Source organism: Oscillatoria salina IIICB1, from assembly GCF_020144665.1.
GTDB lineage: Bacteria > Cyanobacteriota > Cyanobacteriia > Cyanobacteriales > SIO1D9 > IIICB1.
Genome location: NZ_JAAHBQ010000006.1, coordinates 57,770 through 71,585, shown reverse-complemented (window position 1 = coordinate 71,585; position 13,816 = coordinate 57,770). Strand labels below are relative to the sequence as shown.

General features: G+C 41.4%; 10 protein-coding genes. 2 read left to right on the top strand and 8 right to left on the bottom strand.

Translation table 11 applies throughout. From position 1 onward, the window contains the following. Window positions 1–23: 23 nt before the first annotated feature. Window positions 24–2,948: an ATP-binding protein gene (locus G3T18_RS02205; protein WP_224408884.1), complete on the bottom strand. Its 2,925-nt coding sequence runs from the start codon at window positions 2,946–2,948 to the stop codon at window positions 24–26. A gap of 409 nt (window positions 2,949–3,357) precedes the next feature. On the opposite strand from G3T18_RS02205, the gene G3T18_RS02200 reads away from it, so the two are divergent. Next, window positions 3,358–4,953: a hypothetical protein gene (locus G3T18_RS02200; RefSeq protein ID WP_224408883.1), complete on the top strand. Its 1,596-nt coding sequence runs from the start codon at window positions 3,358–3,360 to the stop codon at window positions 4,951–4,953. Between the two features lie 84 nt (window positions 4,954–5,037). Here the strand turns inward: G3T18_RS02200 and G3T18_RS02195 are convergent, their stop codons facing one another. From G3T18_RS02195 to G3T18_RS02165, 7 genes are all read right to left on the bottom strand, one after another. After that, window positions 5,038–5,961 carry a carbohydrate ABC transporter permease gene (locus G3T18_RS02195; RefSeq protein WP_318013917.1) on the bottom strand — a complete coding sequence of 308 codons (924 nt, stop codon included), beginning with the start codon at window positions 5,959–5,961 and terminating at the stop codon, window positions 5,038–5,040. A 281-nt stretch (window positions 5,962–6,242) separates the two neighbouring features. Then, complete coding sequence (locus tag G3T18_RS02190) at window positions 6,243–6,947, bottom strand: hypothetical protein (protein WP_224408882.1); 705 nt, start codon at window positions 6,945–6,947, stop codon at window positions 6,243–6,245. Window positions 6,948–7,423: 476 nt separating this feature from the next. After that, window positions 7,424–9,109 carry an NAD+ synthase gene (locus G3T18_RS02185; RefSeq protein ID WP_224408881.1) on the bottom strand — a complete coding sequence of 562 codons (1,686 nt, stop codon included), beginning with the start codon at window positions 9,107–9,109 and terminating at the stop codon, window positions 7,424–7,426. 147 nt (window positions 9,110–9,256) lie between these two features. After that, complete coding sequence (locus G3T18_RS02180) at window positions 9,257–9,577, bottom strand: hypothetical protein (protein ID WP_224408880.1); 321 nt, start codon at window positions 9,575–9,577, stop codon at window positions 9,257–9,259. Window positions 9,578–9,593: 16 nt separating this feature from the next. After that, window positions 9,594–10,331, bottom strand: a complete 738-nt coding sequence (locus G3T18_RS02175) for an NUDIX hydrolase (RefSeq protein WP_224408879.1) — start codon at window positions 10,329–10,331, stop codon at window positions 9,594–9,596. Then, the gene (locus G3T18_RS02170; RefSeq protein WP_224408878.1) at window positions 10,304–10,894 is read right to left on the bottom strand and encodes a nicotinate-nucleotide adenylyltransferase; all 591 of its coding nucleotides are present in this window, start codon (window positions 10,892–10,894) and stop codon (window positions 10,304–10,306) included. The genes G3T18_RS02175 and G3T18_RS02170 overlap by 28 nt, the downstream gene beginning before the upstream one ends. A gap of 15 nt (window positions 10,895–10,909) precedes the next feature. Beyond that, the gene (locus G3T18_RS02165) at window positions 10,910–12,271 is read right to left on the bottom strand and encodes a nicotinate phosphoribosyltransferase (RefSeq protein ID WP_224408877.1); all 1,362 of its coding nucleotides are present in this window, start codon (window positions 12,269–12,271) and stop codon (window positions 10,910–10,912) included. Between the two features lie 146 nt (window positions 12,272–12,417). Here G3T18_RS02165 and G3T18_RS02160 point away from each other — a divergent pair, with 146 nt between their 5' ends. Then, window positions 12,418–13,692 carry a PQQ-dependent sugar dehydrogenase gene (locus G3T18_RS02160; protein WP_224408876.1) on the top strand — a complete coding sequence of 425 codons (1,275 nt, stop codon included), beginning with the start codon at window positions 12,418–12,420 and terminating at the stop codon, window positions 13,690–13,692. Window positions 13,693–13,816 lie beyond the last annotated feature (124 nt).

Here is a 13,816-nt window from a genome sequence, read left to right as displayed (position 1 = left end):
GCGCTAAAGCACTGACTACCAACTTAAAGAGGAATTGCAATTATAAACTCAGTTCCCTCACCAACTACAGAATTACACTCTAACTTACCTTGATGTTTTTCCACAATAATTTGGCGAGAAATAGATAAACCTAAACCCGTTCCTTCCCCTACAGTTTTCGTAGTGAATAAGTGATCGAAAATTTTTGCTTTGACTTCTTCTGTCATTCCCACTCCATTATCTTTAATCCGCACCAAAGCAGATGTTTGTTCCGGATTAACTTCAGTACAAATCATAATTCGATTCGGCTGAGACTCAATTTCTTCGTAACTACGACCCTGATTTAATTCATCTAAAGCATCAACTGCATTGGCGATAATATTCATAAATACTTGATTAAGTTGTCCTGGATAACAATTAACAGGAGGTAAATTACCGTATTCTTTAATTATCTCAATTGCCGGACGTTTGTTGTTAGCTTTCAAGCGATGTTTTAAAATTAGTAAGGTACTATCAATTCCTTCATAAAGATTAAATTTAACTTTGCTGTCTGTATCAGCACGAGAAAAGGTGCGTAACGAGGTACTAATATTGCGAATTCGCTCGGTTCCTTCTTGCATTGAAGAAATTAATTTGGGTAAGTCTTCTTTGAGATAATCTAAATCAATTTCTTCAGCATCCTCCTCAATTTTTGCTCCGGGATTTGGGAACTGTTCCTGATAAAGTTCGAGGTGATTAAAAACGTCTTCTAAATAAGTTTGCGCGCAGCTTATATTCCCAGAAATAAAGCTCAGAGGATTGTTAATTTCGTGAGCAACTCCTGCTACTAATTGACCCAAAGTAGACATTTTTTCGCTTTGAATTAGTTGTAATTGCATCGAACGCAAATTGTCAAGAGCATTTTGGAGTTCTGCGGTTCGTTTTTCAACTCGCTTTTCTAATTCATCTGTGAGTTGAAATAAGGCTTTTTCGGCTGCGTAACGCTCTTTTATTTCTTGTTGGAGTTGAATATTTTGTTTGTCAAGTTCTTCTTGTGCTAGAAAGCGACTTTCTTCTGATAGCACTAACCACCAAGTACCGATAGCGATTATCATTACTGTGGCAGCAGATAATTTGAGTAAGAGGAAGCGCAGATAATCGGTTTGAGAAAATTCGATTGTAGTAGAAATTGATTGATAGTAAACGAGAACAAATAAGGCTCCGAATGCTCCAGATACTAAACTAAAAATAATCCCAAATTTGAGCAATCGTTTGCTTAATTGGGGAGAAATTTTAGCTGCGAAAATTTTTTCTAGACAATCAAACACTGGTTGATATTTGTTAGCTTCGGTTTTTTTGCAACTATCGTGACAATTAGCATCTAAAGAGCAGCATAAAGAGCAAATATTGCTATCATAAATAGGGCAGTAAGCCATATCTTGTTGCTCGTAATCTTGAGTACAAATTGAACAGGTTACTAAGCTGTAAGTATTGTTACTTAAAAAATATGGGTTTTGCCTAGCGATGTAGTATTTACCTTTGGTAAGAAAGGCGATAATTGGTGAGAGAATAAAGGCTAAACCAAGAGCGAGGAAACTAGAGTAAGCACGAGGAAAATCCCCAAATGCGCCGAGGAAAGAGGCGATCGCGACTGCGGAAGCGATTAGCATCGCCCCAAAACCCACTGGATTGATATTGTAGAGGTAGGCTCGCTTGAATTCAATATACGAGGGACTGATGCCGAGGGGTTTATTGATGACTAAATCGGCAACTAAGGCACCGATCCAGGCGATCGCTACATTCGAGTATAATCCTAAAATAGCTTCGAGGGTGTGAAATACGCCCAGTTCCATCAACAAAAGTGCGATCGCCACATTAAACACCAACCACACCACCCGTCCCGGATGAGAATGAGTTATTCTAGAAAAGAAATTTGACCAAGCGAGGGAACCTGCATAAGCATTAGTTACGTTAATTTTTATCTGCGAAACAATCACAAAAAAAGTTCCTACTGCTAATACTATTTCTGGATTAGCAAACACATCCGCGAAACCAGCTAAATACATCCGAATTGGCTCTTTCGCACTCTCCAAACTCACTCCTTGACTGACAGCTAAAGATGCTAAAAATGCACCACCCAACTGTTTCGCACCGCCCAAAATAATCCAACCAGCACCAGCTCCAATTACCCCTAACCACCACCGCCAGCAATTGCCTTTTTTTCGATCTGGTAAAAATCGTAAATAATCTACTTGTTCGCCAATTTGGGCAATTAAAGAGAAAGATACCGTCGCCGCTACCCCAAACAAAAGCGGATCGAAACCTGCTCCACTAGCTGAATTTCCCGCAAAATTAAACCAATTTGAGAGCGCATCTGGCTCCTTATAAATAACACAAATATAAGGTATAACCATTAAAACAAACCAAATCGGTTGCGTCCAAAGCTGTAGCTGATTAATCAAAGTTACCCCAAAAAATACCAGAGGAATAATTATCAGCGAACAAATCACATAACCAATCGCTAAATGTAGCCCAAAATACAAATTTAATGCCTGAGCCATGATTGCCGCTTCTAAAGCAAAGAAAATAAACGTAAAAGAAGCATAAATTAGCGAAGTTATCGTCGAGCCGATATAGCCAAAGCCTGCACCCCTTGTCAGCAAATCCATATCGATGTTATACTTGGCAGCGTAATAGGCGATCGGTAAACCTGTCAGGAAAATAATTACCGAAACAACTAAAATTGCCCAAAAAGAATTGGCAAAACCATAATTAATTGCTAAGGAACCCCCAATAGCTTCTAAAGCCAAAAAAGAAATACCACCTATAGCTGTATTTGCCACTAGCAATTCCGACCATTTCCGATAAGATTTTGGGGCAAAACGTAAAGCATAATCTTCCAGTGTTTCTGTAGCCACCCAAGAATTGTAGTCTCGTCTGGCTTTGGGGACTTTGTGGCTAATATTTGGACGTTCAGCTTGAATTACCATTGAAAAAGAGCAAATTTAAAGGAAGGATATTTTTTAAGCTTTGCTCTTATTCTAACTTTTTTAGCTAGTTAGAAAATGTTCGCCTGACTACTTTTATATTTTTTTAATATTTGCCGTAACCAGAAAAGTTTTTTTGAAGATTAACTTAGGAAAACCAGCGTTTTCAAAGATTATAATAAAGATCTAAATTTTTATCCTGGTCGTTTAATCATTTAAATGAAGTAAAAGTAATAGTTAAAAGCTTAATGGTAAATTAAATAGAGATTAATTCTGCACGAAGAAAATTCAGGGAATTTTTATTCCGGGTTTATTCGGACTATATATATTGATTGGGTAATTTGCGATCCAATTTATCCGAAATTATACTTATATCGTCCTCTTGAATAAAAGATCGATCTTTGAGGAAACAATGAAAAAACGTATTTTCACAATTATAAGTCTAGTTTGGTTATTAAACTCTTGCAGTGAGTCAACAATTCGCCCTACAAATCAAAATATTGGTAATGTAGCTAATTGTCCCCAACCTGTCGCTGAGGAAGCCGTCTTAAAACCATTGCAGCCGAGAGAGGATTTTTACTCTCGTTTTAATTATCAGCCCCAAAATATTATCGCTGATGCAGATACAGTTCGCTTTCAAACTATCAATTATGATTTTGTTTTCTGTCGAGGTAACAAAACTTGGACAATTCAGCCTACGACTTTCGACAAAGAAGCATTATCTGAGGAAAATCAGCAAGAATTTATCAACAAATTAAGCAATCCTCCTTACGAAATCATTGAATTAAACGGCAAAACTTATCAATATCGCGTCAATCTTCAACCTAATCCTTTCCCTAACTTTGAACAACAAGCAGAACAAGTTATTTTAGAATTAATTACTCCAGATAATCCTCAGCCACAGCGTCACATTCTCTATACTTTAGAAGATGTCAAGCAATCTCAAACAGGCTTTAATTTAGGCGTAGCTAAAGTCACAGCCGCCCTCCAACATGATAATTGTTTTTTTTGGGCTATTTCCTCAGAACAAGGGGAAGGAAGCGGCGGAATTGCGACAATTGTTAATTACAATCCGGAAACTGAGGCAATAACTATTATTCAGCCAGAAGAGATTAAAAGTCAACAAATTACTGATTTAGTGATAGCTGGTGAAGCAGATAATCCTACTTTCTGGATAGGTACAAAAATTGCTGGGGAAGGTAATCCCTTTCTTCCGGGAATGGGATTAGTTGCATATCGCCCTGATGCAAATAATCTTCAGTCTGGTTCGTTGCAAAGTTATCGTGTGGAAAATAGTTCAATGGTGGGTGCTATTCCTAGCCAATTATTAATCGAAAATGACCAACTTTGGGTAGGTACTGGTAACGGTATTTGTCAGATAGAATGGCAAAATATAAATAATCAAGATAGTTGGAATTGTTGGCGGTTTGCACTGATGTCAGAAATACCAAGTGAAGGTATACCGTTGTACAATAGCTCTTTAGCTGAGTCAGCTCTCACTACTCTTAAAAGTGAAGAAACTGTCGAAGTTTTGTGGTTTTCACCTGTTAATTTTGAGGAACGAACAGGTCGCTATGAGGTAAGATATGATGACGGCTTTACTGTTAATTTAGACGAGATTGGCGCTGAATCTTGGGATAATACATATCGAGGTGATTATCAACCTCCAGTTTGGCTACCTCCAGTTTACTGGGTTGGGGTCAATTGGCATTGGGATGGTGATAGTTTTGTTCGTGGTTGGGATGAGGTAGGTTTGAATTATTCTGGGGGTGGACCTCAAGGTATTAGTAAAAGTGGGTTTATTTCCGATCGAAATGGCTTCGACCATAATACCATTCGTGGTGACTTAGAAATTTTGGAACTGACGGAAAATACTACTGAGGTGAAGTATTACTCTGGTTGGGTAGAGGATGAGTTACTAAGTCCTTATCTTACTGTGGTTCCCCAACAACAGCAAACAAATTTGCAACCTAATCCTTTGTTAGTGAGATATAAACAGCTTAAATAATACCTCCCTGTTTTATTAGTAAGATCGCATCTAATTAATTAGTTTAAACCCATTCCTGAGAATAAGTTTTAAAGGACAAACAGTTTAAGAGAATTGACTGTAGTTTTGCTCGCGCGAGAGATACAAGTTCAAAATTGAGAGTCCCAGAATTATTAAAAACAGCACTAAGCCAATTGTACAGGCATAACTAATCTCTAGATTTTGAAATGCCTGTTCGTAAACGTAGTAAACTACGGTCGTGGTGCTATTGCGGGGTCCCCCTTGAGTCAGGATATAAACTTCTTCAAATACTTTTGTTGCCGAAATTGCGGAAATTACTGCAACTAAAATTAGATAGGGACGCATTAAAGGGATGGTAATATCCCAATGTTTAATAATACCATCGGAACCGTCAATGGCGGCGGCTTCGTAAAGTTCTTCGGGGATGGTTTGCAAACCTGCTAAATAAATTACCATGTAATAACCTAAGCCTTTCCAAATTGTTACCGCCATGACACTCCCTAGTGCTAAGTTAGGACTTGTTAACCAAGGAATACCATTTTCAAAACCTAATTGTTGCCAAAATTGATTTAGTAAGCCGTTGGAAGCATAGATTGCTCTCCAGGCAATTCCTGCTACTACCATTGAAATTACGACTGGAGTATAAAAGGCGGTACGAAACCAATTCATTCCCCGTAGTTTTTGATTAACTAAAATGGCTAGTCCGAGGGGTAAAATTACTAAAATTGGTACAACTCCAATGAGATAAAGTAAGGTGTTTTTTAAGGTTTGCCAAAATACTTTGTCTTGGAATAAACGTTGGAAGTTAGCTAAACCTATCCATTCGGGAGCGAGAGTTAGGTCATATTCGTAGCGGGTGAAGCTGAGATAAAATGCTTGTAGGGCTGGTAAGAATACTGTTAATCCGAGAATTATAATTGCTGGAAGTAAGAATAAATAAGGTGTTAGTTTTTGATGTTTGATTAGGTAAGTAAAAGTAGATTTTATTGGTATTTTTTCCAGATTCACTGCTTTTTTACCTCGGAAATAAATGGCTGGTTAAAGGTAATTTGATAATAATTTTAAGTTATATAGGAGAGCGCTGCCAATGCCTTAAATAAGTTAGGAGAACTTTTTTAGTTTCTACCCAGAATTGTCTAACCTAACCCACTAACTCCTTTCCCTTCAAGGTAAGGGAGAGTAAAATTACCCCAGTTTGCTGATTAGGGATTTTTTATCTGTGTTTATCTGTGGTTTCTTAACTAAAAATTAGGTACGGCAAAAAGCCGTACCGTAAGTTAAAGCGTTATCTACATGGGGAAGACGCTTTGTTGTTGTCCTAAGAAGCGTTGATTGACGATTTCGCGATAGGTGTCAAAGTCAGCTTGCCAACTATCAATGCGTTGATAAATTTGACTAATGCGCTCTTGGGGACTGTATTGAGCGAGGTTGTAGTTAAAGTTACCAGAGAATAGTAAAGCCGGAATTGCCGACTTATCTTGTTGTTGGAGACGAGCGTCGTTGACACTCAAACTCATTGAACAACGGTCTAACTGGTAAAGGAAGTTGATGGTTGCTTGTGCTGGACCTTTGCCGTATTCTCGCCAGGGTCCGGGTGCAATGAGGGTATTAGTAATAAAGTTTTTGGCGATATCTTCGCCTTCTTTCCAAGCGAAGAGACTTTTTGGGCTAATAACGATCGCTCGATAGTCAGCTTGGGCGAGTTTTTCCACGGAGTTACGAACTACATTGGAAACTTGCATTTGTTCGGGGGTTTTGTTCGCCATACCTTCAAAGAAGGTGACAGTCCCCGGTTGTGCAGCTACGTTGACTCCGTTTTTAAAGCTGATTTGGGAAGCGCGAGGGTTAATAACAGGTTTGCGGGCTAGTTCCCAATCGCCAGGTACAATACCACTAACTTTGAGGAAGTCGTGGGTGAACATGGTTGGGTTGATGTTGCTGGCTGAAAGTGCGATCGCCAGTTCTTGGATCTGTAATGATGGGTTCGGAATCACTTTTCCCTCCTTTAAGTTCTGACTCTCTATCCTATCGTTTCGATCGATTTTCGCTCTTTTGAGCTTTTTTCTCTTTTTTGAGTTTCGTGGTTTTTTACTAGACCCAGATTCGGTTATACCTTTTCTTGAGTTGTTTTTCCGAACTTTGGCAATTATTTTTCGTTCCTGGTTCTGAAATTTTAGGTTGAATGTGGGTGTTAGGTTGGATAGTAATGGTGCGGGAAATAGTTCTTCAATCCCTGATTCGGTATAGTTTTCGGCAATTTCTGGAAAAAATAACTGTAATTGCGATAGTAAAATTTTTTCATTGTTCATAAATTTTGGTTGTTGGGGATTGGGGACTGGGTTCAGTGAACAGGGAACAGTGACCAGTGAACAGTTTATTCCCTAATTGCTTTTTGTCTCCAATGTCTACTGGTAACTGCTAAGTGCTAACTGTTCACTGATGACTGATAACTGTTTACTGATAACTGTACTTAGGATCTGGGATTTAACCACTGACTAGCGATAGGCATTCGCCATCCGGTACCGAAGGCGCGATCGGTTATTTTTAAGCCTGGAGGGGCTTGGCGACGTTTGAATTCGGCGCGGGCTACTAGCTTCATGACTTTGGCGACGATTTCTCGATTGTGTCCTGCGGCACTGATTTGGGCGGATGATTCGTGTTTGTGGATGATTCGGTAAAGGATGTCGTCGAGGATGTGGTAGGGGGGGAGGGAATCTTGGTCAAGTTGATCGGGCTTTAATTCGGCACTGGGGGGCTTGTTAATGATGTTTTCGGGGATGACCTCGCGAGATCGGTTTAACCAGCGACAGAGGCTATAAACGCGGGTTTTGGGAACGTCGGCGATCGCGGCTAGTCCGCCACTCATGTCACCATACAATGTACAATAACCGACGGCGATTTCTGATTTGTTTCCTGTGGACAGGAGAAGATGACCGAATTTATTGGCGATCGCCATTAATAAGTTACCTCGAATTCGCGATTGAATGTTTTCTTCGGCTACGCCAAATTCGCTTCCTGCGAATAAGGGTTCTAAGGTGCGATCGTAAGTTTTCATTATCTCCCCGATGGGCAGTTTTTGACTTTCGATCCCTAAATTATTGACTAAGGCTTGGGCATCGGCGAGGGAATGTTCGCTACTATAAGGTGAGGGCATTAAGACGCCGAGGACGTTTTTAACTCCCATTGCGGCTACGGCGATCGCGGCAACTAATGCTGAGTCTATCCCTCCACTTAAACCAATTACTACTTGACGAAATCCACATTTGGCTGCATAGTCTCGGACTCCCATGACTAATGCTGACCAAATTTCTTCTTCTTCGCTTTCTTGTGCTGGTGTTATTGTCGCACTCAATAAGTCTTTTTTCTCGTAATCCCACTCAATAATTTGCAAGTCTTTGGCAAAGCTAACTGCCCTTAATACTAACTCACCTACCTGGTTAAATGCTACTGAACTTCCATCAAAAATCAGGTCGTCGTTAGCGCCAACCTGATTAGTATAAATGATTGCTTTTTGATAGCGACGGGCTGCATGACCTAACATTGCTTCTCGCAATTTTTGCTTGCTGACGCTATAAGGAGAAGCGGATAAATTGACAATTAAATCTACTCCTGCTACTACTAAATCTTGAAGCGGATTTTGTTCATAACTGCGTTTTCCCCAAAATTCTTCGTCGTTCCATAAGTCTTCACAAATAGTCACGCCGACGCGGATTTCTTGACCATTTTCTCCTAAAATAAAGGTATTACTTTCTCGTCCTGGTTCAAAATAACGGTCTTCGTCGAAAACGTCGTAAGTGGGTAATAAACGTTTGTGAAATATTTGCTTTATTTGCCCATTTTCTAGGAAGGCTATACTGTTAAATAAAGGTTTTTGACCCATTTCCCCAGCTTGGGGATTTGGGTCTACGATTCCCACTAAAACTGCTATTTTTTTGGGTAATTTTGCGGCTAAATTTTCTAATTCTGCTAACATTAATTCCACAAAGCCCGGATATAGCAGTAAATCTCGTGGGGGATAGCCACATAATGATAATTCCGGAGTTAGTAGTAGCCGCGTTCCTTGCTTTGCAGCTATTTCCGCCGCCGCAAGGATTTCGGTTGCGTTATGTTTGAGGTCGCCAATTATCGGATTAAGTTGTGCGATCGCGATTTTCATTGTGGTTAAAATTTAGATTTTATCGGTTATTTTTTCGGTTAATTACTTCATCAAGTATGCTCATTTAACTGAAATTTAATTACTCAATTTTTATCTAATAAAATTACCTTTTTTCTAACTCAACCGAGATAATTTAATTCAAGCTAATCAACTGACTTTTTCTTTTAAAATAGCCATGACTGCTTCCCCATTGTCCGGCGTAATTACTGATTTCACCCAATTATTTTTTTCTTCAATGGTGATATATTTAGTTTTCCAGAAACGTTTAGGGTCTAAATTAAACCATTCCGGAGTGAAACCCATACCCCAAATCCGTCCCGAACTAGGAAAAAAGTTCCGAGAATCTTCTTGGTAACTAATTATATCACTATAAAGAATTCGTTTGCTCCCGACAGGAAAATAGTAAAAATTAATTGTAATCCCGTCATCATCGCAAACAATATAATCATCTTGATAAAGAACGCTCATAACTAAAATTCCTCCTTTAAACAAAAACTAAAGCTTTATCTTTCAATGGGGCAAAAGCTTCCGCATTAAAGCGAAATAAAGAAGCTGGACGACCTGCGCCTCGGTTGACTTTTTCCCCCGTATCTGATAGAAAACCTAGCTTCAATAAGCGAGTACGAAAATTAGAATAATCGGCAAAATTCTCACCTAAAACCGTCGTATAAAGTTGGTAAACTTCATTTAAAGTAAACAGTTCCGGCAACACATCAAAAGCAATGGGACTGTATTCTAATTTATTCCGCAAACGTTGATAACCATAATCTAAAATGCGATTATGGTCAAAAGCTAACCGAGGTGTTTTTTGAATATCGAACCAAGAATTTCGCGTCGTACAATTTTCCTTAATTAACTCAGCTTCCTCATAACGGACTAAAGCAAAATAACTTACCGAAAGATAACGCCCTCCGTAACTATCAGGGGCTTCTCTAGGGTCGCGTCCCGGACCGCCAAAAGTGTAAAGTTGTTCGAGGTAGAGATTATTCACGCGAATTTTTTCCGCTAGAATGCGATGCGCCGCAGCTTCTAAAGATTCCCCATCGCGGACTAAAGTTCCTGGTAAACTCCAACTCCCAAAAAACGGTTCGCGATCGCGTTTCACCAACAATGCCAGCAATCGGTTATGCTTGGTATCGACGGAAAAAATGACGTTATCTACCCCAACTTTGAAGTTGGCTAAAGTTTGTTGTCTTAGCGTGTTTGTGCCTGGTTGTGGCATAGGTACAAATGCTCTTGTTGGATGTAGTCCTCAACAGGTTGGGTAATAATATTCGTGTCTCCTTGTTCGCGATAAGCGGTTGAGGAAACTGGGGGGGCTTGGAAATCAGCGATTTCGCAGTTTCCACCCAAATTTCGCACTTCCTCTAAATCGTCATCAGCGATCGTATATCCTTGACGAGGGACTACTAATACTTTAACCTGTGCGAGTAGTTCTGCAATTTGGTACCATTTGGGCATTTGGGCAATTAAATCGGAACCGACTACTAAGGTAAATTCGTTTTCCTTTCCCCACATTTCCTGGGCTTTGCGGACGGTATGTAAGCTTCTGGGATTGCTTAACTCTTCATGTAGTTTAATATTCTTAACGTCGCTGTCGATATCAGCAATTAACAATCGCAACATCCTCATCCGGTGTGACAAAGGAGTTTGATGGCTTTTCATCGGATTATCGGATGCCCAGACTGCGATGCGATCGTAATGTTCTCCTAACCAGCGTATAATTGCTTGGTGGGCGGCTGTCGGTGGATCGGCGCTGGTGCCAAATAATGCTATTCTGCTCATATATCCTCAGAACGACTAACGACAACTTTCTTGTTCTAATCTTTGTTCGACTTCGGTTTTTAGCTGTTGCAATCCTGACGAAATTTCCACTTTAATTGGTTGAGGTTCGTCAATTTGACGAGTTTCCTGGGGTAAACTAGCTACAGAAGCAGCAACTCTCGCGGCAATCTCGTCTAAACTGTCCCTTTCTTGGATTCGCTTACCTTGTTGCATGACTAACTCCAACAGTGGCTTTTCCTCGCTGGTAGGAGTTTCCGAAGCTAAACCTAATCTGTCGCGATTGTTTTGATGACGAAAGATTTGCTTGCGTCCCGGATAAGTTTCTTTTGAGCTAGACTGCTTCATAGTCGGAATACCGTCAATTTCCACTAATTTGTAGACACCATTAACTGGTTTTCCACTCACCAGTCGCGTCCCGACACCATAGCCGTCGATGGTAGCATTTTCTCGCTTTAATTGCGCGATCGCCCACTCATCAATGTCACCACTCGCGAAAATAGTTGCTTGCGGCAGCAGCGATCGCACTTTTTGCGATAATTTTGCTAAGTCCCCAGAATCTAACCTCACCCCAGCAACTTTTCGTTCGCCTCTCTTTACCTGTTCTGCCAAACGTTCGGCGGCAGCGACTGTATCATAAGTATCAATTAACAATGCAGCCTCCGGAAAATAGCGACTGAAAGCTGCAAAAGCCTCATCCTCACTCCCCGAAATTGCCCCAAACGCCATCACCAAAGCATGAGCCATTGTCCCACTTGGCTTTCTCCCAAGCTGTAAAGCTGCTAACACATTCGATGTCGAATCCATCCCCGCAGCCAAAGCCGCTCTAGCAGCCCACATTGCCCCTTGAGGACTAAAAGCCCTTCTCGTGCCAAATTCCAACAACTTTGCCTTTTCGCCCGCCACATCGCGCATCCGTGCCGCTCTAGTGGCAATTAAACTTTGGTAGTTAAGTGTATTCAGCAAATAAGTCTCGACTAATTGCGCCTGCCAAAGCGGGGCTTCCACCCGCAAAAACGGCTCATTGGGGAAAATCGGCGTTCCCTCCAGCACCGCCCAAACATCCCCAGAAAAGCGCCCGGACTCTAAAATCGACCAAAATCTGGCTGGTGCGCCCGCAAAAATCCCCGTAGCTTGCAAAGACTCAATTTGACTCGGCGTAAAATACCATTGCTCCAGATAATCCAAAGCCTGTTCCAGCCCCATCGCAATAATATAGCCGAAGCGATCGGGCAACTTTCGCGCAAATAGCTCAAAACTCGCCCTCTTCAAGTCAATTCCCTCACCTGCATAACAAGCGCCCATTGTCAACTGGTACAGATCGGTTAGCAGGCTGTAATCCTCGGCACGCAGGCTCAGTTGCCGATTTTCTCTCATCATGATTTAATCCTAATAGTATCTACAATTGCCTAGCTTTTTAAAATTATAGTAGATTTTACCAAAAATATTAGTAAGGAACCCTCCGCCTAGCCGATTTCCCAGGCAGGGCTGTTTCGCTAAGATCGTCAAAATTAACAGCGAAAAGGATGAGTAAAACAATCAAGTGCAAGAAATCCCTCACAGGTAGGCTATGGATGGCTTTGTGCTTCATAGCACTGACTGGCTGCAACACCTCAACTCCGGAAGTATCTCGCATCAACAACGGAGACACGCCAACATCATCAGCACCCAATAATCCCACTCAACCCCAAACCCCAACTCAAGCAGTAGCATTAGCAAACCGCAACTGTATTCTCATTGAAGATGGTTACGGTTCCCCAGGACAAGTAGCCGTGCAAGCCGAAGAAGTCGTCTCCGGTTTAGAAATACCTTGGGGAATACTGTTTATCTCAGCCACAGATATGCTAGTAACTGAACGTCCTGGACGAATTCGCTTAGTACAGAACGGGCAACTACAAAGCGAACCTGTCGCCATTGTTCCCGTAACAGCTAGAGGAGAAGGAGGATTGCTAGATATCGTACCTCACCCTGAATTTGCTAGTAATCGACTCTTTTACATTTACTACACCGCAGACCGCAACGGCTCATCGGTCAATTTAGTTGAGAGGTGGCAGCTATCGCCAGATAACACCAGTGCCTCACCCGATAAAATCATTGTTGATAATATACCAGTCGCACGCTTCCACAATGGCGGTCGTCTACGCTTCGGACCCGAGGGAATGCTCTACATCGGCACTGGCGATGCCAGAAATCCCCAAAGTTCCCAAGAGGTTAGCAGCCTTGCGGGAAAAATTTTGCGCGTGACTCCAGAAGGAGAAGTTCCCGAAGACAATCCCTTTCCGGGCAATCCTGCCTATATTATCGGTATTCGCAATACCCAAGGATTTGATTGGTTAGACCCCTCAACCCTAGTTATAACTGACCACGGTCCGAGTGGGGAATTGGGTAGAACTGGACACGATGAAGTTAGCGTAGCCAGTGCAGGTGCTAACCTAGGTTGGCCCCCTATCTACGGTTGCCAAGATAGAGAAGGGATGATACCTCCTTCTCTGACTTGGGATGAAGCCGTACCTCCAGGTGGCGCAGCAATTTACACTGGCGACGCTATTCCAGAATGGCGAGGTAGCTTGTTAATGGGGGTTTTGGGTGCTAGACACCTACATCGGGTTACGTTTGAACCCCAATCTCCCGCGCAGGTTCAGAGTCATGAGGTATATTTTCAAAATGAGTTCGGTAGGCTTCGGGAAGTAATTATGGGACCCGATGGTGAACTTTATGTCACTACTAGCAACTGCGACGGACGAGGTAATTGCCCCCCGGACAAGGATAAAATACTTCGCATTACCAGTGGCAATCCTTAGATATGGCTGAAAAATGATTGCTCAAAAGTTATTATCTGGTGACATTAATTCTCGAACTACTGAAAGTCTGTACCTAATTAACGAGCAACAGGTGATTTAATAGGTTGTGGGTAGTTTCTTGGTC

What these genes read in the sequence shown, in the direction of transcription:
- G3T18_RS02205 (WP_224408884.1), bottom strand. Translation starts at nt 2,948, where the DNA reads ATGGTAATTCAAGCTGAACGTCCAAATATTAGCCACAAAGTCCCCAAA.
- G3T18_RS02200 (WP_224408883.1), top strand. Translation starts at nt 3,358, where the DNA reads ATGAAAAAACGTATTTTCACAATTATAAGTCTAGTTTGGTTATTAAAC.
- G3T18_RS02185 (WP_224408881.1), bottom strand. Translation starts at nt 9,109, where the DNA reads ATGAAAATCGCGATCGCACAACTTAATCCGATAATTGGCGACCTCAAA.
- G3T18_RS02180 (WP_224408880.1), bottom strand. Translation starts at nt 9,577, where the DNA reads ATGAGCGTTCTTTATCAAGATGATTATATTGTTTGCGATGATGACGGG.
- G3T18_RS02175 (WP_224408879.1), bottom strand. Translation starts at nt 10,331, where the DNA reads ATGCCACAACCAGGCACAAACACGCTAAGACAACAAACTTTAGCCAAC.
- G3T18_RS02170 (WP_224408878.1), bottom strand. Translation starts at nt 10,894, where the DNA reads ATGAGCAGAATAGCATTATTTGGCACCAGCGCCGATCCACCGACAGCC.
- G3T18_RS02165 (WP_224408877.1), bottom strand. Translation starts at nt 12,271, where the DNA reads ATGATGAGAGAAAATCGGCAACTGAGCCTGCGTGCCGAGGATTACAGC.
- G3T18_RS02160 (WP_224408876.1), top strand. Translation starts at nt 12,418, where the DNA reads ATGAGTAAAACAATCAAGTGCAAGAAATCCCTCACAGGTAGGCTATGG.